Annotated in this window: 19 protein-coding genes and 1 pseudogene; 18 read left to right on the top strand and 2 right to left on the bottom strand. The window is 68.6% G+C overall.

What is annotated here, in order from left to right; translation table 11 throughout:
* The first annotated feature begins 15 nt into the window (after positions 1–15).
* The 15 genes and pseudogenes from QUE33_RS10775 (at position 16) to QUE33_RS10705 (ending at position 19,494) form a co-directional block, all read left to right on the top strand.
* Entirely contained in the window at positions 16–990 is a 975-nt protein-coding gene (locus tag QUE33_RS10775) for an AAA family ATPase (RefSeq protein ID WP_286299899.1), read from the top strand.
* On the top strand, positions 987–2,234 hold the full coding sequence (locus QUE33_RS10770; protein WP_286299896.1) for a DUF58 domain-containing protein: 1,248 nt from the start codon (positions 987–989) through the stop codon (positions 2,232–2,234). Before QUE33_RS10775 ends, QUE33_RS10770 begins: the two co-directional genes overlap by 4 nt.
* Positions 2,231–4,471, top strand: coding sequence for a transglutaminase-like domain-containing protein (locus QUE33_RS10765; protein WP_286299893.1), 2,241 nt, complete (start codon positions 2,231–2,233; stop codon positions 4,469–4,471). The genes QUE33_RS10770 and QUE33_RS10765 overlap by 4 nt, the downstream gene beginning before the upstream one ends.
* Positions 4,468–6,687 carry a protein phosphatase 2C domain-containing protein gene (locus tag QUE33_RS10760; protein ID WP_286299891.1) on the top strand — a complete coding sequence of 740 codons (2,220 nt, stop codon included), beginning with the start codon at positions 4,468–4,470 and terminating at the stop codon, positions 6,685–6,687. Before QUE33_RS10765 ends, QUE33_RS10760 begins: the two co-directional genes overlap by 4 nt.
* The gene (locus QUE33_RS10755) at positions 6,687–8,333 is read left to right on the top strand and encodes a serine/threonine-protein kinase (RefSeq protein ID WP_286299890.1); all 1,647 of its coding nucleotides are present in this window, start codon (positions 6,687–6,689) and stop codon (positions 8,331–8,333) included. Before QUE33_RS10760 ends, QUE33_RS10755 begins: the two co-directional genes overlap by 1 nt.
* A pseudogene (locus QUE33_RS10750) lies at positions 8,330–9,057 on the top strand (FHA domain-containing protein). Before QUE33_RS10755 ends, QUE33_RS10750 begins: the two are co-directional and overlap by 4 nt.
* The gene (locus QUE33_RS10745) at positions 9,054–13,367 is read left to right on the top strand and encodes a type VII secretion EssC family protein (protein ID WP_350226451.1); all 4,314 of its coding nucleotides are present in this window, start codon (positions 9,054–9,056) and stop codon (positions 13,365–13,367) included. Before QUE33_RS10750 ends, QUE33_RS10745 begins: the two are co-directional and overlap by 4 nt.
* Positions 13,368–13,570: 203 nt before the next feature.
* Entirely contained in the window at positions 13,571–13,837 is a 267-nt protein-coding gene (locus tag QUE33_RS10740) for a WXG100 family type VII secretion target (RefSeq protein ID WP_286299889.1), read from the top strand.
* A gap of 73 nt (positions 13,838–13,910) precedes the next feature.
* Positions 13,911–14,816: a hypothetical protein gene (locus QUE33_RS10735; protein WP_286299888.1), complete on the top strand. Its 906-nt coding sequence runs from the start codon at positions 13,911–13,913 to the stop codon at positions 14,814–14,816.
* A gap of 9 nt (positions 14,817–14,825) precedes the next feature.
* On the top strand, positions 14,826–15,434 hold the full coding sequence (locus tag QUE33_RS10730; protein WP_286299887.1) for a hypothetical protein: 609 nt from the start codon (positions 14,826–14,828) through the stop codon (positions 15,432–15,434).
* Positions 15,431–16,312 carry a CHAP domain-containing protein gene (locus QUE33_RS10725; protein WP_286299886.1) on the top strand — a complete coding sequence of 294 codons (882 nt, stop codon included), beginning with the start codon at positions 15,431–15,433 and terminating at the stop codon, positions 16,310–16,312. Before QUE33_RS10730 ends, QUE33_RS10725 begins: the two co-directional genes overlap by 4 nt.
* A 39-nt stretch (positions 16,313–16,351) precedes the next feature.
* On the top strand, positions 16,352–17,350 hold the full coding sequence (locus QUE33_RS10720) for a DUF805 domain-containing protein (RefSeq protein ID WP_286299885.1): 999 nt from the start codon (positions 16,352–16,354) through the stop codon (positions 17,348–17,350).
* A gap of 35 nt (positions 17,351–17,385) precedes the next feature.
* Positions 17,386–17,715, top strand: coding sequence for an FHA domain-containing protein (locus tag QUE33_RS10715; RefSeq protein ID WP_286299884.1), 330 nt, complete (start codon positions 17,386–17,388; stop codon positions 17,713–17,715).
* Positions 17,715–18,797: a DUF4190 domain-containing protein gene (locus QUE33_RS10710; RefSeq protein ID WP_286299882.1), complete on the top strand. Its 1,083-nt coding sequence runs from the start codon at positions 17,715–17,717 to the stop codon at positions 18,795–18,797. The genes QUE33_RS10715 and QUE33_RS10710 overlap by 1 nt, the downstream gene beginning before the upstream one ends.
* A 28-nt stretch (positions 18,798–18,825) precedes the next feature.
* Positions 18,826–19,494, top strand: a complete 669-nt coding sequence (locus QUE33_RS10705; protein ID WP_286299880.1) for a hypothetical protein — start codon at positions 18,826–18,828, stop codon at positions 19,492–19,494.
* 247 nt (positions 19,495–19,741) lie between these two features.
* On the opposite strand, the gene QUE33_RS10700 is transcribed toward QUE33_RS10705, so the two are convergent.
* Both QUE33_RS10700 and QUE33_RS10695 read right to left on the bottom strand, forming a co-directional pair.
* Complete coding sequence (locus QUE33_RS10700; RefSeq protein ID WP_286299877.1) at positions 19,742–21,235, bottom strand: hypothetical protein; 1,494 nt, start codon at positions 21,233–21,235, stop codon at positions 19,742–19,744.
* Complete coding sequence (locus QUE33_RS10695; protein ID WP_286299872.1) at positions 21,199–22,212, bottom strand: vWA domain-containing protein; 1,014 nt, start codon at positions 22,210–22,212, stop codon at positions 21,199–21,201. Before QUE33_RS10695 ends, QUE33_RS10700 begins: the two co-directional genes overlap by 37 nt.
* 182 nt (positions 22,213–22,394) lie before the next feature.
* Here QUE33_RS10695 and QUE33_RS10690 point away from each other — a divergent pair, with 182 nt between their 5' ends.
* The 3 genes from QUE33_RS10690 to QUE33_RS10680 are packed head-to-tail and all read left to right on the top strand — an operon-like array spanning position 22,395 to position 23,838.
* Complete coding sequence (locus QUE33_RS10690) at positions 22,395–23,057, top strand: variant leucine-rich repeat-containing protein (RefSeq protein ID WP_286299870.1); 663 nt, start codon at positions 22,395–22,397, stop codon at positions 23,055–23,057.
* Positions 23,058–23,059: 2 nt separating this feature from the next.
* Positions 23,060–23,212: a hypothetical protein gene (locus tag QUE33_RS10685; protein WP_286299868.1), complete on the top strand. Its 153-nt coding sequence runs from the start codon at positions 23,060–23,062 to the stop codon at positions 23,210–23,212.
* Positions 23,209–23,838, top strand: coding sequence for a class I SAM-dependent methyltransferase (locus tag QUE33_RS10680; RefSeq protein ID WP_286299866.1), 630 nt, complete (start codon positions 23,209–23,211; stop codon positions 23,836–23,838). The genes QUE33_RS10685 and QUE33_RS10680 overlap by 4 nt, the downstream gene beginning before the upstream one ends.
* Positions 23,839–23,849 lie beyond the last annotated feature (11 nt).

Below are 23,849 nucleotides of genomic sequence, written 5' to 3'. Positions count from 1 at the left end.
CAGTAAGGAACACATATGACACTCACGCAAGAGCAGGCGACGTGGTTCGCCGGCACCTTCCAGCAGCTCAGCGACAATGTCGGGCAGGCTGTGCTCGGCAAGCCGGAGGTGATCCGCCTCGTCCTGACCGCGTTGATCGCCGATGGACACGTTCTGCTGGAGGACGCGCCGGGCACCGGCAAGACGCAGCTGGCCAAGGCGCTGGCCGCGACCGTGCAGGGCACCAGTTCGCGCATCCAGTTCACTCCCGACCTGTTGCCCTCCGACGTCACCGGCATCCGCATCTACGATCAGCAGACGCACGAGTTCACGTTCCACCACGGCCCGATCTTCGCTTCCATCGTGCTGGCCGACGAGATCAACCGCGCATCTCCGAAGACGCAGTCCGCACTGCTGGAGGTGATGGAAGAAGGGCGCGTCACGATCGACGGCACCGCCTATGAGGTGGGGCGTCCGTTCCTCGTGATCGCCACGCAGAACCCGATCGAGCAAGCCGGCACATACAAGCTGCCGGAGGCGCAGCTGGACCGCTTCCTGATCAAGACGTCGGTCGGCTACCCCGATCTCGAGGCGGCGGCAGAGGTGCTGCGGGACACGGGCTCGAAGAACCGGGCGGCGGCGCTCGAGCCGATGATCACGACCAGCGCCGTCGCCGACCTGACCGCATTGCTGGCGACCGTGCACGTCGATGATGCGCTGCGCTACTACGTCGCACAGCTGGCAGAGGAGACACGCCGCGATGGCAGCACCCGGCTGGGAGTCTCCGTACGAGGAATGCTGGCGATCCTGCGGGCCGCCAAGGTGTGGGCGGCCACAGAAGGCCGCACTTACGTGATCCCCGACGACATCAAGGCGCTGGCGGTGCCGGTCTGGGCACATCGGCTGGTGATGGATCCCGAGGCCGAGTTCGCGGGTGTCGAGGCGGTCGATGTGATCGCGCGCGTGCTGGCCGACGTGGCTGCTCCGCAGTCCAGGATCGACGCGGCATGACTCCTGCCGCAGCCCCGTCGCGCGTGCGCGAGGTGCTCGGTGTGCTCGGAAACGGGGTGCAGCGTGCCGTCCGCGCCCTCGGGCCGATCGGACGGGTGCTGCGGATGGGCACGTCGCTGGGCTGGGGCGTGCTGCTCTGCTCGCTGACCGCTCTCCTTCTGGGGGTGCTTCTGGGCTGGGCGGAGTTCATGGCCGCCGCCGTCGTCGGCGCGCTGCTGCTGGTCCTTGCTGTTCCGTACGTGCTGGGCCGCGCCCGCTACACGGTGCGCATGGAACTGGCCTCCTCGCGCGTCGTGGTCGGGGAGCAGGCCGTCGGCCGGCTGGTGATCAGGAACATCGCCGGATCCGCATCCCCTGCGGCGTGGATGATGCTGCCGGTCGGCGCCGTGCGCGCGCGGGTGCGCGTGCCGCGGCTGGGGGCGGATGCCGAGCACGACGAACTGCTCAGCATCCCCACGAGCAGGCGGGCCGTCCTGACGATCGGGCCTGCGACGTCGCTGCGCGGCGATCCGCTCGGCCTGCTGCAGCATGAGCAGCGCTGGGGCGATGCGACTGAGCTGTACATCCACCCGCGCACCGTCTCACTGCTGGGCGACACCACCGGTCTGGTCCGCGACCTCGAAGGGCTGCCCACTCGGGACCTCGCCGATGACGACATCTCCTTCCATGCGCTGCGCGAGTACACGCCCGGAGACGACTTGCGCCATGTGCACTGGAAGGCCACAGCGCGTACACAGACGCTGATGATCCGCCAGTTCGAACAGACCCGCCGTTCGCAGCTCGTGGTCGCTCTCTCGACTCGTGCCGACGAGTACGCCGACGAGGACGAGTTCGAGCTTGCGGTCTCCATCGCCGCATCCGTCGCCGTCTCCGCGATGCGCGAGGGCAAAGACGTCATCATGCTCGCCGGTGCGGACGCCATCGACGAGCCCACACCGGGACGTCTGCTGGACCGCATCGCGGCGATCGAGCGGTCCGAGACGGCGCAGCCCAGCGAGAGCCTGGGGCAGATCGTGGCGGCGCAGATGCCGTCGGCATCCGTGGTCATGTTCGTCACGGGCGTGGGTGTCGAACTGCCACGGCTGAATACCGCTGCGCTTCGGGTTCCCGTCACTGCCCAGTCCGCCGCTCTTCGCGCCGCCGCACGCGGGGAGCTCGCACGCAGAGCGATCGGCGGACTCACCGCCGTCGACGTGCCTGAACTCGACTCATTGCGCGCCGCGATCCGGGCGGTGTCGGCATGAGGCGGGGCTGGCCGTTGGACGTCGCGGCGATCGGCGCTCTGACCGTGCTCGCCGTCTCGCCGATGGCATCCGCGTTCCTCTCCCTCGATTTCTGGATCGCGGTGGCTGCCGGCGTCATCGCCGGGAGCGCGCTGGCGACCGTCGCGGCTCGCCTCCGCTGGCGGATGCTGAGCATCGCCGCGCTGCTCGTGCTGGTCTACGTGCTGCTGGCACCCGTGGTCGCCTTCCGCGATGAGTCCATCCTCGGCGCCGTCCCGACCCTCGAGGTGCTGCGCTCGATGGGGCTGGCCATCGTGCAGATCTGGAAACAGCTGCTCACGATGCCTGCGCCGTTCACCGGGTTCCCCGAGCTCACCGTCGGGCCGCTTCTGTTGACGATGATCGTCTCGACCATCGGGGCGAGCCTGGGGCTGCGCGCGCGCAGGCCCGCATTCGCGATGATCCCGCTGGCTGCACTCCTGGTGCTCGCCACCGCTTTCAGCACCTACCTCGGATACTTCCCTGCGATTGCGGGCGCGCTGTTCGCGGCCGTCGCCGTCGCATGGCTGGTCTGGCGCAGGAGCCGCGCGGAGGCCGAGCGCACCGTCGCGCTCACTGCGGATGCGGATGCCGGAGCGCGTAAGGGCCGGCCGTTGGCCGCGGTACTGGCGACGGTCGCGGTGCTGGTCGCCGCTGTGGGAGGCACTGCTGTCGCATCAGCGGCATCCGCTGATCGAGAGGTGCTGCGAGACCATGTCGTGCCGCCGCTGGAGCTGCATGACTATGCCTCGCCGCTGATGGACTACCGCCGCTTCGTGCGGGGCGGTGACGACCTCGACCTGTTCACGGTGCGAGGACTGCCGGCAGGGGCGTCCATACGCTTGGCCACGCTCGATCTGTACGACGGCACCGTGTACAAGGTGACGGGTGGCGGCTCCGGGTCCGGGCTCTTCGCGCGCGTGGGGCGCACGATCGAGAACAACACGAAGGGCAGCCGGGCCACGGTGACGGTGCGCATCGACGATCTGACCGGGGTGTGGCTGCCCACGGTGGGGTATCTCGACGTCATCGTCGCTGATTCGGAGACGCCGGCTGAAGCCCTGCATTACAACTCGGTGACGGGAACCGCAGTGCAGACCACCGGTGTGCGCAAGGGCGAGACCTACCGGATGGAGGTCGTGGTTCCCGCACGACCGAACGACGACGAGTTGAAGCGGGCGGGCGTCGCCGATGTCTCGATGCCGACACCCGAACGCGTGCCCGACACGCTGCAGCCTGTGCTCGATGACGCGACCGCCGACGTCGGCACGCAGTTCGAGCAGCTTCGCGCACTGGAGCAGGTCTTCCAATCGGGCGCGTTCAGCGATGGCCTGGAGAACCAGGCGCCGTCGCGCTCAGGGCACAGCATCGGGCGCTTGGATCAGCTGCTCGGCGCGCAGGAGATGATCGGCGATGACGAGCAGTACGCGGTGGCGATGGCACTCGCGGCCACGCAACTGGGCATCCCTGCTCGGGTGGTGATGGGATTCACCCCCGCGTCGGGCGAGAAGAGCACGACCGTGACCGGCGCCGACCTGCACGCCTGGGTCGAGGTGCCCTTCAACGGTCTGGGGTGGGTGGCGTTCTCACCGACGCCGCCGGAGACCAATGTGCCCAAGATGCAGGCGCCCGAGCCCCGGTCCAAGCCGCGTGTGCAGGTGGCGCAGCCGCCGGCCGCGCCGCAGGAGCCCGCCGAGCTGCCGCCCGCACCGCCCGTGGAGGCGGCAGGCCATGGTGATGAGCCGGCGGACCTCGGCTGGCTGTGGGCGACGCTGCGGATCTCGGGGTTCTCCCTGCTGGGGATCCTCGTCGTGGCGGGGCCATCGATCGTGCTCGCGACGCTGCGCGGACGGCGCCGCCGTGCTCGCGTGAAGTCGGCCACCGCGGTCGGCCGCGTCGACGGCGGCTGGGCCGAGCTGGTGGATTCCGCAGGGGATGTCGGATACGCCCTCCCGGCCGGGGCCACCCGACGGGAGCAGAGCATCGCTCTGGACGAGCGTGTACCGCAGGCCGGGTCTCGCTCGCTGGCGGTGCGCGCGGATGCGGCCGTGTTCGGCGAGAACCCGCCCAGCGACGCCGACGTCGAGTCGTACTGGTCCGACATGGAGGCGGCACGCCGGTTGATCTCGCGGGCGATGCCGTGGCACCGCCGACTTCGTGCCCGGCTCTTCCCGCGTTCGGTGATCGGCACGCTCGGCAGGCCGAGGAGGCGACGATGATGCAGACGGATGCCGTTGAGCTGACCTGGGGCGCGTGCACGGATCGCGGGCTGCGCCGAAAGGTGAACGAGGACTCGTTCGTCGCGGAGTCGCCCCTGTTCCTGGTGGCGGACGGGATGGGCGGCCACGAGGGTGGCGCTGAGGCGAGCGCGAGAGCGATCGCGAGTTTTCGTGAGCTGCTGGAGGTGCAGGTCGATCCGGAACGCGTGCAGCATGCCTTCGACCGTGCCGTACGGGGAGTCGATGCCATTCAGACGCAGCGGGATGCCGCCGGCACGACGATCTCGGGAGCCATCGCGATCGAGCAGGATGGCGAGCCGTACTGGCTGATCCTGAACGTCGGGGATTCCCGCACCTATCGGATGCACGGCGGGGCGCTCTCGCAGATCAGCGTCGATCACTCTGCCGTGCAGGCGCTGATGGACAGCGGTCAGATCAGTGCCGAGGCCGCCGAACGGCATCCGCAGCGCAGCGTCATCACCCGGGCGCTCGGTGCCGGCTCGACTTCGACCCCCGACTACTGGCTGCTGCCGATGATGCAGGGTGAGCGCCTGATGATCTGCTCGGACGGACTGACGAAGGAGGTCTCCGTCGAGCAGATCGCCGAGGTTCTCCACGGCGAACCGTCCGCGCAGGCCGCAGCGACCCGACTGGTGCACCACGCGCTGCTGAACGGGGGCCGCGACAACGTCACGGTGATCGTCGTCGATGCGTTGCGCGTGATCGCAGCCGACGACGACCCCACCTCCGGCGGTGAAGCCGATGAGGACACCAGGCCGAACGGCCTGGACGGCATCATCCCGAGCGGACGGAGCAAGGAAGGAGCCCCGATGCCGACCTATAGCAGAGGCCAATGGTGCGCGGCGGTCGTGCCGCGAGCGAGCGCGCTGTTCGCTGCGGGCATGCCCGATGACTGGATGGCGAAGCTGTGGGACGCCCTGAACAGCGAGCCCGGCCCGGGAGCGGTGATCGGGAGCCTGGTCGGGTCGTTCGGGTCGTCTCTGGACGCACTGCCGTCGTTCGCGGCGGTGTTCCTCGACGAGGGCGCCGACGAGCTGCGGGTCATGGTGCGCGGTTCAGCACAGGTACGGATTGTCGCAGCCGGTGGGGCCGTGCAGCTGGTGACAGGCCTGGGCGTGTCCACCTGGGTGGAGAAGTCGGTGTCGTCGCCGGCGGAGGTCGAGCTGATCGGAGAGGGCGACGGCTCTGCCGCGCTCCCGCTGCACGCCGGCGTGGCCGCTGTCGGACGGATACTGTGGCGCATCACGGCGGCGTCGGAGACGCCGTCGACCATCGTCGAGTCCGCGACGGCCGCAGCCGAGCCGCATCCGGAAGAGCAGGAACCGTCTGCACCCATGCAGCCAACGGGTGAGACCATGGCACCGCAGATCGACCAGACGCTGGCTGCGGACCCGGATGCCGAGGAGGGCGAGGTCGCGCCGGATGAAGCGAGCCGGGCCCACCCCGGTGAGCAGGAGGTGGATGCCTCGACCTCCACCCGCGGCTACGAGCACCTGCTCTTCGGCGAGACCCGGGCCGGCGTCGTGGAGGATGCCGCCGTGCGGTCCACGGCGGATCCGGCAGAGCCGGCGGTGGTCGATCCGCTCACTGCAGCAGAGCCTGCCGCCCCGGAGGAGAAGCCAAACACGCTCGCACCGGTGGCTCCGCAGCCATCCGCCGCAGAGCAGGCGCCGCGGCGGATGATCACCGGAATCCCGATCGCGGGTGCGGCACCGGCGGCAGCGGATGCCGCACCCGGGGCGGCACAGGTGCAGGCCGGAGACCACGACGGTGAGACGGTCTCTTCGGCTCAGCTCGCCGCGCTGCTGGGACAGCAGGCCGACAGCATCCCGACGGCGGCGTCGACACCGGCCGGGCGCCCGCATCCCGCGCTGATCGTCTCGACGGGGCAGCGCGTCGTCCTCGATCGCAGCGCGGTCGTCGGGCGGCGACCGCGTGCCGTACGTGCAACCGGGGAGATCCCCCATCTGGTGACCGTCGAGAGCGCGAACCACGACGTCTCGCGCAGCCACGTGGAACTCGGCATCGTCGCGGGTGACGTCGTGGCGACCGACTTGGGAACGACGAACGGCACGTGGCTGCTGCGGACGAACTCCGAGCCGGTGCGGCTGCAACCCCATGAGGCCGCGCTGCTCGTCGCGGGTGACCGCCTTGACCTGGGTGACGGCGTTCAGCTGTCCTTCGAGGGGCTGTGATGAGCAGGCGCCCGCCTTCCACCCCGCCGCACATCGAGGGCTTCGATCCGATCAGCACCATTGGTGCGGGCGGCTTCGCCGACGTGTTCCTCTACCAGCAGCGGCACCCCAGTCGTCAGGTGGCGGTGAAGGTGCTGCTGAAGTCGAAGATGGCGGCCTCGACCGTGGCGAGCTTCACGGCCGAGGCGAACACGATGGCGCAGTTCTCGTCGCACCCGTCGATCGTCGGTATCTACCAGGCCGGCATCTCAGACGACGGCCGTCCCTACCTGGCGATGGAGTACTGTCCCCGGCCGAATCTGCAGGTACGGCACCGGAAGGAGCGTTTCTCCGAGGCGGAGACGCTGCGGGTCGGCGTCCAGATCGCGGCCGCCGTCGAGACCGCCCACCGTGCGGGCGTGCTGCACCGCGACATCAAGCCCGCGAACATCCTCGTCGACAGGTATGGTCATCCCAAGCTCGCCGACTTCGGCATCGCCGCCGCCGGTGATGGCTCTGCGGAGATGGTCGGCATGAGCATCCCGTGGTCGCCGCCCGAGTCGCTGAGCATCCCCATCGTCGGCTCACGCGCATCTGACGTGTACTCGCTGGCGGCCACGCTGTACACGCTGCTCACCAACCGCAGCCCGTTTCAGATCCCCGGCGCCTCGAACACCGACATCGACGTGATCTCACGCATCCAGGCGATGCCGGTGCCGCCGATCGGCCGCGCCGACGTGTCCGAGTCGCTGGAGGTCGTGCTGCGCCAGGCGATGTCGAAGAACCCGGCGGATCGACCGCAGACCGCGCAGGCCTTCGCCCATGCGCTGCAGAAGGTCCAGATCGAGCACGGCATGCAGCCCACGCCGATCGTCCTGGATGACGAGGACCTCTCCTTCGACACCGATGACGAGGACGGCGAGGAGGAGACCAGATTCCGCGGGATCATGCGCATCGACGCGCAGCCGACGGCAACCGTCCCGGCCGCGCCCAACGCGCCGACCACGCTGAACGCGCCGACCGGACCGAATGCATCGACGGCACCGACCGTGCCGACCGTGCTCACCGGGCCGACTGTGCCGACGGCGCCGGCCGAGGACACTGTGCGATCGAGCGGCGGACGGTCCTCCTCGGCTCCGCAGCCGGCATTCGCCCCCGCACGGGTCTCCGCGCCTGCCGTGCCGCCGATCGACGACACCGTGGTGCGTACGCCGATGCCAGACGCGCCGGTAGAGGTGGATGTCCCTCAGCCGCGCCGCCGCCGGGGGCTGGTGATCGGCATACTCTCGGGAGTCGTACTGATCGCAGCGGTGGTGACGATCGTGATCATCACCTCGCTCTCCGGCAGCACCACGTCGCCGGTGCACAAGAAGCCGACGAGCGCCCCTGTCGATATCGATGGTGCGCAGCCCGCCGAGGTCGAAGACGTGTCGGGAATCGTGCGCGATGGCGAAGCCGTCTTCACCTGGAGCAACCCCGACCCGCAGAAGGGCGACCGCTACCTGTGGCGCCCGGTCGTCGCCGGCGAGTCGTTCAGCTTCGAGCCCGCGACGGAGCCGACCGCATCGCTCCCTCCGGTCGACGAGGGAAGGACTTGCATCGAGGTGCTGCTGGTGAGGGCGGACGGTTCAGCCGCCACAGAAGGAGTGCAGGGGTGCACGTCATGAGCTCAGAAGCAGTGCACGTCGACGACGAACCGCAGATCCAGGTGGAGTACTGCGGCGAATGGCACGCACTCGCACCCGGGGCGCCGTACTCGATCGGGCGTGAGGCCGATCTCGTCATCGACGACAACCCATTTCTGCACCGGCGACTGCTGCAGATCAGGGACGTCGACGGCATCTGGATACTGGAGAACGTCGGCTCCCGGTTGACGCTCACAGTCACCGATGGTGCAGGGCGGCTGCAGTCCTGGCTGGCGCCGGGGGACGGCTGCCTCTCGTGTTCGAGCTGACGACCATCGTGTTCACCGCGGGACCGACGACCTACGAGCTGTCCATCCACATGAGAGAGCCCTCTTTCGCCGACACCATGCCGCGTGCGCTGACCGGATCTACGACGATCGGCGACGTCACGCTCACCCCGACCCAGAAACTCGTCATCCTCGCCCTCGCCGAGACGATGCTGCTGCGCGAGGGCGCCGGGATGGGCGGGATCCCGACGGGAGCGCAAGCCGCAGCACGGCTGGGATGGACCGTCACCCGGTTCAACCGCAAGCTCGACAACGTCTGCGACAAGTTCGACCGGCTGGGGGTGCGTGGCTTGCGCGGAGGGATGCGCTCCTATGCGACGAACCGTCGCATCCGACTGGTGGAGTACGCGATCGCCGCGCGGATCGTCACACGAGCCGATCTGGCACTGCTCGACCGTGAAGCAGAGGAGACGCTGTGAAGCTGAAGCTCACCCTGCACCGTGAGGCGGGCCCTGTCGACCTGGCCGTGACGGCTGATGCCACCGCTACCGTCGCCGACGTCGCCGCTCGTCTTCTGGCAGGCGATCCCACTCGACGGTCGACGGCGCCCTCGAACGCGACCCTGCACATCCTCGATGCCTCCGCGCCGCAGGGCAGCAGGCCACTGGCGCCGCAGACGACAGTTGCCGAGGCGGGACTGCTCTCCGGCATGCACGTACGGGTCGCCCCGGCAGCAGCACCCGAACCCACTGGTGACACCGGCTCACGCGCCGTCGCGCGCCTTCGAGTGCTGTCGGGACCGGACGCGGGACAGGAGTTCCCCCTGCCGGCCGGGGCGACGGTCGTAGGGCGCGACCGCGACGTGGGGGTGCGCCTCACCGACCCGATGATCTCGAAACGGCACGCACGGATCAACGTGTCCAACACGATCGAGATCATCGACCTCGGCTCCGCCAACGGCATCCGCGTATCCGGCGATCTGGTGACACGAGCCGTGGTCTCCGCAAGGGACACGATTTCGCTGGGCGACAGCGAACTCGCCGTCGTCCAGCTGCAGAAGGTCACGCACGCGGCCGTGACGCAGATCGACCACATCCGATCCCCGCGCGTCGTCGCGCCGTATCCGGGCGAGGAGTTCGAGGCACCCGGTCTGCCGCAGCGGCCGCAGCTGCAGCGGCTGCCGTACCTGGCGCTGGTCGCGCCACTGCTGATGGGCGTGGTGATGTGGGCGCTCACGCAGCAGGTGCTGGGCGTGATCATGATGGCGATGAGCCCGCTGCTGCTACTGGGAGCCTTCGTCGATCAGCGCATCACTCAGAGGCGCACGCTGAAAGCCGAGCGCGAGACGTTCGCGGCCGAGCTGGCCGGACTGCGGGCGAAGCTCGAGACGGCGCGCGCTCAGGAGCGCGCAGCACGCCTGGCCGAGCTGCCCACCTGTGCGCAGCTGCAGCAGGATGCACTGCGCCTGGGCCCGCTGCTGTGGACGGAACGCCCGGAATCGAGCACATTCCTCATCCTGCACGCCGGTTCCGGCCGAGACCTGTCCCGCAACAGCATCGCCGCAGCCACGGATCCTCGCGGCCTGCCGGAGTCGCGGGCGGAGCTTGATGGATTGCGTGAGGAGTTCGCACACATCGACGACGTGCCCGTCACGATCCCGCTTCGCGAGGGTGGTGCGCTGGGCGTGGCCGGCAGCGCAGGCGCTGCCGTCGCCAGATCGCTGATGTATCAGCTGGTGGCCAGGCACGCTCCGTCGGAGGTCGTCGTCGCGGCTCTGGTCTCATCGGATCGGCGGCCGGACTGGCAGTGGCTGTCGTGGCTGCCGCACACCGGCTCGACGCACAGCCCGATCCCGGCAGGATCGCTTGCGGATTCCCGAAGCGCCGGCGTGCAGCTGCTCTCCACCCTCGAGGGGCTCATCGACGAACGAGTGGAGAACGGGCCGGTGCCGCGGGGAGTCATCACAGAGGAGGCGACCGGGGGCGAGGAACCCGCGAACATCACCCCCGTCGTCATCGTCCTCGTCGAGCACGGCGCGCCGGTGGACCGCGCGCGCCTGACGAGGATCGTCGAGCGTGGCCCGGATGCCGGCATCCACGTGCTGTGGTGTGCGCCTCACCGTGACCAGCTGCCCGCCGCATGCCGCAGTTACATCGAGGTGGACGAGAGCGGGACGACCGGGAGCATCGTCCAGGTGCGCCGTGGCGCGACGACGGCACCGGTGTCGCTCGAGGTGCTCGAAGTCGCAACCGCCGAGTACCTCGCTCGGCAGCTCGCGCCGGTCGTCGATGTGGGTGTTCCGGATGCGGATGACTCCGACCTGCCACGCGCCGTGTCGCTGCCCGCGCTCCTGGGATCCGAGGTGCTCGATCAGCCCGATGCCGTGGTGGAGCGCTGGCGGCAGAACGCCTCGATCATCCCCCGCGCGCCAGACTCTCCGGTCACGCGCGGCAGGGAAGGCGACCTGAGAGCTGTGTTCGGTCATGCCGGCAGCGAACCGTTCGCACTCGACCTGCGTGCCGATGGACCGCACGCGCTGGTCGGAGGGACCACCGGCGCCGGTAAGAGCGAGTTCCTGCAGTCCTGGGTTCTCGCCATGGCGACGGCGCACAGTCCGGATCGGCTGACGTTCCTGTTCGTCGACTACAAGGGCGGCTCGGCTTTTGCGGCGTGCACGGATCTTCCGCACTCCGTGGGGCTGGTCACCGACCTCTCGCCGGCGATGGTGCGAAGGGCACTGACCTCCCTGCGAGCTGAGCTGCGATACAGAGAGCACCTGCTCAACGCGGCTGGCGCGAAGGATCTGGTCACGCTGGAGAAGCGCGGCGACGCGAACTGTCCGCCGAGCCTGATCATCATCGTCGACGAGTTCGCGGCACTGGTGCAGGAAGTGCCGGAGTTCGTCGACGGCGTGGTCGACGTTGCGCAGCGCGGCCGATCGCTCGGCCTGCATCTGGTGCTCGCCACACAGCGGCCGAACGGCGTGATCAAGGACAACCTCCGTGCCAACACCAATCTGCGCATCGCACTGCGAATGGCCGATGCCGAGGATTCCGCCGACATCCTCGGTGACAAGATGGCAGCATACTTCGACCCATCCGTGCCCGGGCGCGGCGCGGTCAAGCGCGGGCCGGGACGCATCACGGCGTTCCAGACCGGCTATGCGGGCGGACGCACGACCAACGAGCCGCCCGAGCCACGGATCGACGTGGAGGAACTCGATTTCGGGTCGCACACCGTGTGGGAAGCGCCCGCCCTCGCCGCCGCCCCGGCACCCGCGGGCGAGCACGACATCACACGGATAGTACGCACCGTCGTGGAAGCCTCGGAAGCCGCAGGGATTCCGCGCCCGCGCAGGCCGTGGCTGGATGAGCTCGCCGAGATCTATCGCTTCGAGCTGCTGCCGAATCCTCGAACGGACGAGCTGCTGCCGATCGGTGTCGTCGACGATCCTGCAGCGCAAGCGCAGCCGACCACGCACTACCGGCCGGACGAGGACGGGAATCTCGCGATCTTCGGTGCCGGCGGGTCGGGCAAGAGCACCGCGCTGCGGACCATCGCCGTAGCAGCGGGCGTCACATCGAGACATGGCGGCCCGACCCACGTGTACGGGCTCGACTTCGGAGCACGCGGGCTGAGCATGCTCGCCAGGCTGCCGCATGTCGGTGCGATCGTGCAGGGCGACGACGAGGAGCGCGTGATCCGCATGCTCCGGATGCTGCGCGACATCGTGGACGAACGCGCCGCGCGCTACGCGGCGGTGAATGCCGGGACGATCGGGCAGTACCGTCAGCTGGCCGATGCCCGGCAGGAGCCGCGCATCCTCCTGCTGGTGGATGGCATCGGTGCGTTCAAGGAGCAGTATGAGTTCGGTCCCGCGCACCTGTCCACGTGGTACACGGCGTTCGCGCAGATCGCCGCAGACGGACGGGCGGTCGGCGTGCATGTCGTCCTCACGGCGGAGCGACCCAGCGCGCTGCCGACGTCGATCGCATCGACGGTCCAGCGGCGCATCGTCCTCCGGCTCGCGAACGACGATGAGTACCTCGCGCTGGGTGTACCGCGAGACGTGCTCGGCGTGGGGTCGCCTCCCGGGCGCGGCATGCTGGACGGCGATGAGGTGCAGCTCGCCGTGCTGGGCGAGAGCAGCAACGTCGCCGTGCAGGCGCGGGAGATCGAGCGCTTCGCGGCGACGCTGCGGCGCAGTGGCGATCCGCGCCCCGCGGGCGTGGCGCGACTGGCAGACAGCGTCGCACTCGCAGATCTGCCCGTCGGGTCGGCCGAGTCCCCGGTGATCGGCCTCGACGACGTCTCGCTCGCAGCAGCCAGCTTCGCGTCGCGCGGTGTGATGATGATCGCGGGACCGCCCGGCAGCGGTCGGACCACGGCTCTGAGCACGTTCGCATCTGCAGTGCGCCGCGCTGATCCTGCGCTGCCCGTCATCTGGCTCACGTCGCGGCGCAGCCCGGCGTCCGCCCGAGGGTGGAGCGAGACGGCGGATTCTCCGGACGACGTGCTGGCGCTGTGCGGACGACTGATCGATGAGATCGAGTCGGGCAGGCGATGTGCGGTGTTCATCGAGGCCGTCCCCGAGTTCACTGAGACACCTGCCGAGTACGAGCTCGTCAGGCTGATCAAGACCGCATCTCGCGCCGATCTGCTTGTGGTGGGCGAGGGGAGTCCTCCACGTGGGCGCAGGCGTACAACCTCGCCCAGCCGTTCCGCGCGGCGCGGCGTGGGCTGCTGCTGGCACCGGGAGATTCCGACGGCGACACGCTTTTCGGCCTGACGCTCGGGCGCATCAAGAGGGCGGAGTTCCCGCCTGGACGCGGTTTCCTCATCGGCGGCGGTCGAGCGGCGAAAGTCCAGGTCGCACGCGAATGAGCTTCAGATGGTCAATATTCTCCATCGACGGCTCCCGCAGCCGGGCAATAGCTTTGCGAACGACAGCAGATGTTCCGCCAGATCGGGCGGATGACGAAAGGAAGAGAAATGGCACTTTGGGGTCTTGACGTTCAGCAGGTCCGTCAGCTGAGTTCGCAGCTCAACCAGAAGGCGAGCGACATCGACGGCGTCCTGTCATCGCTGACCGGTGTGCTCAACAACACGCAGTGGCAGGGGCCGGACGCCACGCAGTTCCGCAACGACTGGACGGGGCAGCACACCTCGGCTCTTCGCCAGGTGGCACAGGCACTGCGCGACGCGGCCAACAAGGCGCAGCAGAATGCTGCCCAGCAGGAGCAGGCCTCGAACGGCTGACGCAGGCAGGGAGGTGCGGACCGGGGCTGCGCCGCCCGTCGGGAGACTCGGCAGGTCGAGAGGAGTTGGAATCGTGAGCGGGATGTACGGTGCGGATGTCGCACAGCTGCGACAGCTGGCTTCGCGGTTCGATCGCCATGCACAGCAGCTCGACGCTGATCGGATGACGGTGGGCAATGCGATTCGCATCAGCGCATGGATCGGACCATTCGCGACAACGTTCCGCCTGCAGTGGGACTCCGAGCACAGCCGTCGAGTGCACGACGCTGCCTTGCGGCTTCGCGATGCTGCGCAGAGGCTGCGTGCGAACGCTGACGAGCAGGAGCGGGCAAGCGCCGCCGACGGGGGCGGTGCCGGGAGGCTTGATTCCCGTCAATGGACCGGTGTTCCAGAGGAAGAGGATTTCCGTCGCCGTCATCCCTGGCCCTCGCTCCTCGGGCAGCTGCTGGACGGTGCTGTCGATGTCGTCGTGGACACGGCGGCGGGGACGGCGTACTGGGTCGATGGCGCCGGGATGGCGGTGGAGTACGTCACCAAGTCGAAGTTCGATGCCTTCACAGTGATCCCCGGCGGGTCCTACCTCGGGTCGGTTCTGAAGGGGGTCAGCCTGGGAGATGCGACGGCGCGACTCGCCGAGGCGATCCGCGACCGGGATCTCGCCGGCGGGATGCTCGCCGCCGTCGACACCGCGGCCGCGGTCGTTCCGCGGCCGGTGTCGTTCCTCTGGGACAGCCTGAAGAACATGACGGGGTTCTTCATTCCGCTCGACCACGCGGCGCAGGACGCGCACACCGCGTGGTTGCAGAGCCGCGGGTACTCGCCGGCCGACATCGCGGACAGATACCAGGGCCCGCAGGGATTCATCAATCTCGGCAACGACAACGTGGAGCGCAAAGCGCCGTGGCTCAACAGGATCGCTGAGAGCGTGCTTCAGAAGCCTGCCGAATGGCTTCTGGCCGCGGGGATCAAACTCTTCTGAGAGGAAAACATGACTGGTACAGCATCGTGGAACGGTATCGTGCTGCCGTTCGACTCCCTCGTGCTCCTCGCGTCGTCGGCGCAGGGTGTCGCAGCCATCCGGAACTACGGGATAGCGGTCGGTGACTTCGCAGGGGAGTTCTCGGAACTGGTCGATCGACTGCAGCGAGTGGGGAGCGAGGAGGCAGCGGTGCAGCTGGCGGTATCGCGCGCCATCGCCAGTGATGCCATGCGTGCCGACGCGTGGCTGAGCGTCCGGTCGGAGGACGGCGCGGTCCCGCCGGCGATCGTGTTGACCGCAGGCGACAGCGTCACCGTCGCAGTCCTGCACGGGGCGGTGGTCGAATATGTCGCCGGGGGTGCAGATCTCCTTGCGGATCTGGTTCGGGGCGCGGCGGATGCGGGTGCGGATCCGGCGCTTCGCATCACCGTGTTCGATGAGGACGCGCCGATCGCTGATCTGCGCATCGTCTCCGGATCCGTCGACGTCAGGTCACCCGATCCCGAGCGGCTCGAGCGGATCAGGACCGCGGCGGAGTCCGGGCTCGGGCAGCTCGTCCGCACGGTGATGTCCGAGTCTCGGTCCGCTTCAGCGGCTGTGACGGGCGTGGACCGATGAGCACCATGTACGGCGCGGATGTCGCACAGCTTCGAACGCTGGCCGCGCAGTTCGACCGGCGGGCACAGGAGCTCGATGCGGGGCGGATGACGGTGGGGAATGCCATCCGCATCAGCGCCTGGGTGGGGCCGTTCGCAGCTGATTTTCGCGTGCAGTGGGATTCGGAGCACAGCCGTCGTGTGCACGATGCGGCATCGCGATTGAGGGATGCCGCGCAGAAGCTGCGCGCGAATGCCGATGAGCAGGAGCGCGCGAGTGCGGCGGATGGCAGTGGCACCCGTGTTTCGCCTGCTCCAGCGCCCCGTCCTAGCGATGGCGGTGTCGTTCCTGGGTATTCGGGAACGACGCGTCCCGCTGATCCTAAGCCCAACCCGGAGGCGCATGTCGGCGACACGGCGCCAGGAGTGACCGAACCGTTGAGTGCTGGCCGGGTCGGGTATGTGAAGGCGATCGGTGCGCCCGATGACCACATTGATGGGATGGGAGCGTACGCAGGAGAGTGCACTTCGTGGGTCGCCTGGCGGCGCAAGGAACTCGGTTTGCCGTGGCGACCTAATGATCATTCAGGAACGGGGAACGGTTTCGAGATGGCGGGCAGGATGGGCGGGACAACCACCACACCTCCGTCTCTCGGCGCAATCGTCTCGTCCGGTTCTACGTCGCCAGGGCACGTGATGATCATCGAGGAGATCTACCGTGATGGATCGTTCCGAGTCAGTGAGATGAATGTTGTGCCACCGGGATCTAAGAGCTACCAGCCTGTCCTCGGCACAGTCAGGACCGACCGCGTCTGGCACCCGAATGCTGATGGAACATACACGTTCAACGGAAACGCCGAGTACAAGCGAACCACTCAACGGCTCGTGATCGCCCCTTGATCGCCCGAATGACCATCCGCTATTTCAGAGAGAGCTGACGTGACGCACAACCCCAATCCCTACGAGCCTCCGCTCGACCAGCCCTATCCCGGAGCGCCGTACGGTGCCGCGCTCAAGCGCTTCGTCGTGAAGGGCGTCACGTTCACCGGTCGCGCCAGTCTCGCGGAGTACTGGAAGGTCGCGCTGGTGCTCGCCGGCGGATTCTTCGCGCTGTTCCTTTTCGCAGCCGTGGTCTCCGTGATGACCACGAACCCGTACACAGGCCAGCCGGGGATGCTCGGAGGCTTGCTAGCCATGCTGGCGTGGCTCGCCGCCATCGCGGCGATCGTCCCGCAGCTCGCGCTGACGATCCGCCGGCTGCAGGATGCCGGGTACGCGTGGCCGACGGTGTTCATCTACCTGATCCCGTTTGCGGGGCCGATCATCCTGCTGGTCTTCCTCGCGCAGGCGTCGAACCCCGCGGGTGCGCAGTTCGACGCCGCCGCACGGCAGGGGCCGCACGGTGCGCCGGCGGGCTACCAGCCGCCGACGGCCGGACCCGCACCTGAGCGACACCCGGCTCACGGCGGCTACGCAGGTGCAACCCCCGCGGTCCCGGTTCCGCCCGTGCCTCCGGTGCCGGTGCCGCCTGCGTCAGCGCCGTCAGGAGCCGTGCCGGCGGTGCCGATGCCTCCGGCTCAGGCGGCTCCGCCCGTTCCGACGGTGCCATCGGCTCCGCCCGTCCCGCCTGTTCCGCCTATTCCGACGGTTCCGCAACCCGGATCGCACTCGACCCCGCAGCAGGAGATGCCCTCGGCCGTCCCGGCGACGCCCGCCGTCCCGGCCGCGCCTGTCGTTCCGACCGTTCCTGCGGCCCCGCCGACGTCTGCACCGGCAGGATCGTCCGCACCCCTGCCCTCGGCATCCGTCCCGTCCGCGAGCCCTGCTGCGCTGATCCAGTCGATTCCGGGGGATCGCCTGCTGCGCCGGCGCCGGCGCCGGCCGCGTCCGCATCCGGGGTTCCTGCCGTCACTGAAGATGACGACGATCTCGACGTAACGCGCATCGCGTCGGACCGGGCGCGGGCCGAGTGGATGCTGGTGCTTCCCGATGGGCGGCAGCTGGTCGTGCCCTCCGCTCTTCGCCTCGGTCGGGATCCTGCCGCGGACCCGACGGCACCGGGGGCCCTGCTGGTGAAACTCGACGATCCGGCGAAATCGATCTCGAAGACGCACGCGCAGCTGATCGCGTCTCCGGGCGTTCTCACCATCACCGATCTCAACTCGACCAACGGCACCCGAGTGACGATGTCCGATGGAATGCAGATGGTGCTCGCGTCCGAAGCGCCGTACTCGATCATCTCGGATGCGGAGATTCGCCTGGGTGACCTGGTGCTGGCGATTCGCAGAAGCGGAGCTCACTGATGGGCATGCCCGATTCGCGGTCTCGCGCCTGGGACGACATCCATACTCCACTCACCACACCCGAGCGTCTCGCTCAGGTCGCCGCCGAGCACCCGGAGTTCGCGGCGCAGATCGGAGCCCATCCGAACGCATACTCGGAGCTGCGAGAGTGGGCGCAGGAGGTCGCCGGAGCTGCGCACAGCGCGCGCAGCGAGATGCGATCAGCCGACGCGGTCGCGATGGGTCCGGACGTCGGCTCGGGGAATCGGGACTCCACTCGTTCTGTGCGAGGTGCCCCTGTGTTCGCGGTGGTGGCATGGGGAGTCGCGCTCGTTCTGCTGCTGGGGCTGGGGCGAAGCGACTTCATCTACGGGATGGGCGGGATGGGCCTCGTGCGCGTTATGAGCGTCCTCGGGGCGATCGCTGCGGTCATCGGAGCCGTGGGAGCGCCGAGTCTGGGGCGTCGGATATCGTCGATCGCGCTGGTCGTGGTCGCCGGGGTCCCCAGTGTGCTGTTCGGCGCCGCCATGGTGGGCGGGCTCATGCACCTCGTCGCCGTCTCGCTGCTCTTCCTGGCATGGGCGATCGCCTGGCCGTTGCGTCCGCTCGGGTACCTGGGGCTGCCGATCCTGGTCGTCCTGACCATCGGGTCGATGTTCGCCTACCCGCTCTACTACCCGCTGCCGGAGCCCGTGCGGACGGCTATGCAGCTGCTGGTGATGATGATCCCCGCGGCGGCGACTGTGGCGGTGGCGTTGTGGTTCTCATCGCTCTCCCACCGTCGTGAGGCAGCGCGGGCGAGCTCCGCCGCCTTCCCAGCCAGCGGCGGCGCGTACGCGACATCCGGATATCCTCTGCCCGGCCCTCAGGCATCCGGGATCCCGCCGCTGAACACGATGGCACTGCTGGCACTGATCCTCGCATTCCTGCCGACGGGGCCGTTGTGCGTGGTCTTCGGCCACATCGGCCTTTCGCAGATCCGACGAACGGGTGAGCGTGGCCGAGGCATGGCGATTGCCGGCCTGGTCCTCGGATACCTCTGGCTGGCGTCGCTGATCGCCGGGGCAGCGCTGTTCGCCTACGTGATCGGGGCGATTGGCTGACCGGCTTCCGCCGAGTGCTGGAGGAAAGATGAAGAAGTCGCTGATCTGGACACTCGCCGGTGTCACCGCGGTCGGGCTGGTTGCGACCGGGGCGTCAGTCTGGGCGTTGAGCACAGGGCTGCCGGCCCCGGTATCGACGCCGCCAGCCTCCGTTGCGGAGGTGCCGCAGACGGCGCCCGTCGAAGGAATGGTGCTCGACTCGGGCGTGCCCGCGTTGTACACCGGTGACGAACTGCAGTGGCTGCTGCTTTCGGAGCAGGGGTTCGCGGATGTTCTGGGGATCGACTCCGTGGCGGAGGTCAGCGCGGCATATGGAGCCATCGGCGAATCCGATGGAGTCACCACTGATCCCGAGCAGTGCATCGGCCTCATCGTCGAGTACTACAACGGAAGCGTCGGCTTCCGTGCGCGCTGGGCGAGTCAGGATGCGGCGATCCACGGTCGGATGGATGTCACGCAGTTCGCTACGCCCGAAGCCGCCTCGGCCTGGGCGGGGAACCAGCTCGGGCTGCTCGACGGCTGCTCTCAGTTCACGATCGGCTCATATGGCGAGTCCGAGCCGTATGCCTCCCGCGACCTGTCCGTCCTCGCCGATACGGACGACGGCCTGTCACATGTCGTCGTATACGCGTCGCGGGGGACGGGGAGTATCAATCCGACACGGTGCAGGCAGTGGTCGTGCACGGGAACACCGTAACGCAGGTGAGCCTGTTCGACGAGCTGGATGAGGACGCCGCAGAGACACTCGCAGAGGCGCTTCAGGCGAACGTCAAGGCCGCCTACGCGAAGCTCTCCGACCAGGTGCGCTGAGGCGGTGCTGGGGGCATCCCACCCCGGGCGCGCTGAACCGTCGGCCGCCGAACTGTCAGTCGCCGAGCGAGTCGAAGCACCCGAGCTGTGTCGTGGGCTCACGCGCAGCGCGGCGCGTCACTGCTTGTACAGCGTCACTGCTTGTACAGAGGTGCACCATCCCAATACAGCTCACCCTGCTGGTGGTTCGCCTGGACCACCAGCCGGGGTTCGCCGGTGTCATGAGGGTAGTCGTTCGCGCAGGCCGGCCAGCCCGCGGCGATCGCACCGGGACAGTCCCCATCGACGCCTTCCGGATAGTACGTCAGGTACTGCGTCATTGCGGTGGTGCACTGGCCGCCGCCGAGGTCGTCATCCAGGCAGATGGCGTAACTATGCGCATCCGGTTGATAGCCGTCCTCGTTGGGACCGTGGGCGAGGAATGCGCCGGGGTTGTATGCGAGCAGGTTCTTGATGCTGAAACAGATGTCCGGGTCGTCTCGCTGGCACCACGTGCCGCGCAGATCGTCCGGCCAGGCACTGTAGTCGACGACGGTGACCTCGGGAGCCGGGAAGTTGACGTTGGCGAGGGTCGCGTCTGCCAAGACAATGGCACCCAGCAGCTCGACGTCACCATCGGTCCAGGCGGGTTCGAACGCGATCGCGTGCCCGGTGCGGGTTGCGGTGACATAGTTGTGGATGCCGGCTGCGAGCACGTTGTATTCCGTCCCACCCGGGATGATGTTCGTCACCGTGCTCAGGGTGTCGCCGATGCGAATGCCGCGCATGTGCGGCAGCGACGGCCCGCGGTCCACGCGGGTCCGGTACGAGTCCCGGTCCATGGGGCGCACGGTGATCTTCGAGACCTGTCCCTCGGCGATCTCCACGCTCAGCCAGTCCTGGTCGGCCAGGGGCTGCCAGGTCACCGGGTCATCGTCGCCGGCAAGTTCCAGCTCCGCGGCATCCGGCAGCGCCGTCTGTAGTTCCTCCACCGTCATCCCGAGCTGAATCGGCCCCACCCCGTCGTAGGTGATCTCCCACGACGAGAAGCCTCCGGCCAGCGCTTCGGGGACGCACCGGCAGAGCACGATGCGCTCCACCTTCTTGGTGCCGTAGACGCGGTACGCGTAGGGGCTGTCAGCGGCGAGACGGTACACCGAGAACATCCCGAGCTCGTTGTGACCGCCGTCGATAGCCGGCCCGTAGACCGACTCGACATCGGCGGTGGCATCGCCCACGCTCACGCCGTCGAGGGTCGACGCCCCGCTCTCCGGAGCGATCAGCGTCGCGATTCCGGACTGGAACTCGATCCTGCCCCAGTCGCACTCGACGTACACATACTCCACACCGCCCGTGCTGTTCTTGTCGATCACTTCGAAACCGGGTACCCGCGCGCGCACCTCGTCGAGTGTCATGCCGAGCCGGATGCCGCGGAACCCCGTGTCGCTGAGCACGGTCGCGGCGTCCGTGCCGGTGGCGCGCGCGATGCGCGCACTGAGCTGCTGCACGTTCGCCGCCGAGATATAGCCGCCACCGCCGACCCGGCCGATGCACTGCAGCTGCTGCTGAGCCTGTTCGTCGTCGTCGATCGCGAAGCCGACCGCATGGATCGTCAGGGCGGGATTCCCGCTGCGCAGATCGGATGCCACTTCGCAGGCCGGAGGGGAGAACAGGTGTCGACGCCATCCGAGACCAGCACGATGGTGCCGGGGCCATCGGCGGGCAGCATGTCCGCGGCGGTGCGCAGCGATGGGCCCAGAGGGGTGAATCCCGAGGGCGTGACCTTGGCCACCGCAGAGGTCAGCGTCTTCGCGTCGAGCACACCGAGCTCCTGCACGGTCTTGACGTCTGTGCAGCCCTGCGCCTGCTCGGCGGCGTCGTTGCCCGTGCCGGTCCCGAACACCAGCATCCCGACCTGCGCGTCCTTCGGCAGCATCCCGATCGCGGTGGTCATCGCCTGCTGCGCATCCTGCATGCGGGTGCGCCCGGGTGAGGTCTCGCGGACCATCGAGCCGGATGCGTCGAGGATGAGCACGATGGGCCCGGATTCCGCACCCCCGTCTTTCTGCGCCAGATCGGCGGCTCCGGATGCCGTGTCGGTGTACGGCAGCACGGCGCCTTCGGCATCCGCACGCTCGCCTGCGGAGTCATCCGAGTCGGCGTCGGAACCCGTCGCCGGTGAACCCTTCCCGGTGCCGGAACCGTTCGAGTCGCCCGTGCCGGAGGCACCACCGTCGGCCGAGGCGGTTCCCGCCATGATCTTCGTGATCGCCATCGCGCCGGTGACGCCTGCAGCCCCCACGACCAATGCGGTGACCACAGCGAGCGCGACGGGCATCAGGCGGCGTCGGGGTGCGCGGGCTGTCGCGCCACCGGCACCCGCCGGGATCGGATCCGCAGTCGCTGACTCGAGCGGCAGCGGTTCCGCCGCAGCCGCCGTCGGCTGCGCCGCGGCTGCGGTGGCGTATTGCTGGATCCAGGCGACGAGCTCCGGATAGGCATTCGGATGCTGAGCGGCCTGCGAACCGAACTCCGGATAGGCGGACACGATGCTCGCCAGCGCCTCGGGCGATGTGAGCGGATCGGCGAGTGCCTGCCAGGCGGCATCGCGATGCGGATCGTGCACGGTGACCTCCTGGCCACAGCCTAGAAGCGCGACCGGCGCTCGGCGATGGGACATGTTCCCCATTCACGGCTGGACTCCGGATCAATACTCTGACCAGTGACGAGCCAGTCCTCGGCGCCGACCCGATCGCGCTTCGGTTCTGGACCCCGGGGGACGGGACTCGCTGACGAAGGGAGCGGGACATGAGCATTCAGGACATCGAGCTGAGCATGGCGCAGGATCCGCAGGCGCCCGCAGAATTGCTGCGGCGTATCGCGGGCATCAACCCTTCTCTGTGGCCCACGATCCTGGCGAACCCGAGCTGTCCGCCCGATGTTCGTGCGCACATCGAAGCGCAACGCACTCCCGCATCAGCGGACGCGGAGAAGGATGCCGTACTCGATCCGTCTACGGATGCCGCGGTGCTCGGCCGGATCCTTGGACAGCGGTCCGATCTCGGAGCATTGATCGCCATGCATCCGAACGCCTACCCAGACATGCTGGAGTGGATCGCGCAGTACGGCAATCCGGATGCTCAGCAGGCGGTGGCTGCACGACGTTCCGGCATCGCTGCCGGGGTGGACTCCACCGCACTCGCTGCGCCTCCGACGCAGACGACCGCTCCCCAGCCCGCTGCGACGGTCTCCGACCCGGTCGCGGCGATGCTGAGCACGACACCACCGGTCTCCGATCCGGTCACTGCGATGCTCGGTGCGGCGCCCGCCGCCTCGATCCGGTCGCCGCGTTCATGGGCGCGGCTCCGTCGATCGACAGGCCCGTGTCGGCGACCAGCATGTCGGCCCCGGTGGCAGGGCAGCGCACCAGCGGCTGGCAGAAGGCGGGTCGTGCGGTCACCGGAACGATGAGTGTGCTCACGAAGCTGTATGGACTGCTGCTCGTGGTGGTGGGCATCGTGGCGACCGGGCTCGGCGCGGCAGCCGGCGGCTGGTGGGCGGGGCTGCTGCTGATCGCATACGGCGTGTACCTGATCCTCCCCGGCTGGAAGCTCGTGATCTGGTGAGGGCGGGCGGATTCTGGTCCGCCTATGCGCGCGTCTACGACACGATCTGGGATTCTCCGCTCACCGGCGAGCTGGCCCGGTGCGTGCACGCACTGCTGCCGGGCTCGGGGGTCGTCGTCGATCTTGGCTGCGGCACCGGATTGATGGCGCGTGGGGTCGGCGCGCGGGTGGTCGGCGTGGACTCCGAACCCGCAATGCTCGACCGCGCCCTCCGCGAAGGTCGGATCGAGGAGGGCCGGCACGCGCTCGCCGAGGCATCTGGCCTTCCGGATGCGTGCGCGCAGGCAGTGCTGGTGTGCAACGTGCTGCACTTTCATCCGAACCCCGCGGCGGTCGTTGCCGAGGCGCGGCGACTGTGCACCAAGGGCGCGATCCTCGTGCTGACCTGGCCGGTTCCGGGACTCGACACCGACGATCTCCTGCGATGGGATCGCATCCACGGTCGCGATCGTCTCGACGCCTGGTGGGCGCACCTGCTGCGCTCCTCCATCGGCATCCGATCTGCCGTGACCCGTGCCGTCACGGTCTCCGCACCCGACAGCTCCGCCTTGATCGACGCAGACGACGTGGTCCTCTCCGACGGCGTGGTCGCGGGCTGCCAGCACCTGCTCGCGCTGCGCGTCTGATGGGACATGTT

This window comes from Microbacterium suwonense (genome assembly GCF_030296555.1).
GTDB lineage: Bacteria > Actinomycetota > Actinomycetes > Actinomycetales > Microbacteriaceae > Microbacterium > Microbacterium suwonense.
The sequence above is the reverse complement of the archived record's forward strand: the minus strand, read 5'-3'. Positions and strand labels throughout refer to the sequence as shown.

What these genes read in the sequence shown, in the direction of transcription:
- QUE33_RS10715 (WP_286299884.1), top strand. Translation starts at nt 17,386, where the DNA reads ATGCTGGTGCTTCCCGATGGGCGGCAGCTGGTCGTGCCCTCCGCTCTT.
- QUE33_RS10765 (WP_286299893.1), top strand. Translation starts at nt 2,231, where the DNA reads ATGAGGCGGGGCTGGCCGTTGGACGTCGCGGCGATCGGCGCTCTGACC.
- QUE33_RS10690 (WP_286299870.1), top strand. Translation starts at nt 22,395, where the DNA reads ATGAGCATTCAGGACATCGAGCTGAGCATGGCGCAGGATCCGCAGGCG.
- QUE33_RS10770 (WP_286299896.1), top strand. Translation starts at nt 987, where the DNA reads ATGACTCCTGCCGCAGCCCCGTCGCGCGTGCGCGAGGTGCTCGGTGTG.
- QUE33_RS10730 (WP_286299887.1), top strand. Translation starts at nt 14,826, where the DNA reads ATGACTGGTACAGCATCGTGGAACGGTATCGTGCTGCCGTTCGACTCC.
- QUE33_RS10740 (WP_286299889.1), top strand. Translation starts at nt 13,571, where the DNA reads ATGGCACTTTGGGGTCTTGACGTTCAGCAGGTCCGTCAGCTGAGTTCG.
- QUE33_RS10705 (WP_286299880.1), top strand. Translation starts at nt 18,826, where the DNA reads ATGAAGAAGTCGCTGATCTGGACACTCGCCGGTGTCACCGCGGTCGGG.
- QUE33_RS10760 (WP_286299891.1), top strand. Translation starts at nt 4,468, where the DNA reads ATGATGCAGACGGATGCCGTTGAGCTGACCTGGGGCGCGTGCACGGAT.
- QUE33_RS10755 (WP_286299890.1), top strand. Translation starts at nt 6,687, where the DNA reads ATGAGCAGGCGCCCGCCTTCCACCCCGCCGCACATCGAGGGCTTCGAT.
- QUE33_RS10775 (WP_286299899.1), top strand. Translation starts at nt 16, where the DNA reads ATGACACTCACGCAAGAGCAGGCGACGTGGTTCGCCGGCACCTTCCAG.
- QUE33_RS10725 (WP_286299886.1), top strand. Translation starts at nt 15,431, where the DNA reads ATGAGCACCATGTACGGCGCGGATGTCGCACAGCTTCGAACGCTGGCC.
- QUE33_RS10710 (WP_286299882.1), top strand. Translation starts at nt 17,715, where the DNA reads ATGGGCATGCCCGATTCGCGGTCTCGCGCCTGGGACGACATCCATACT.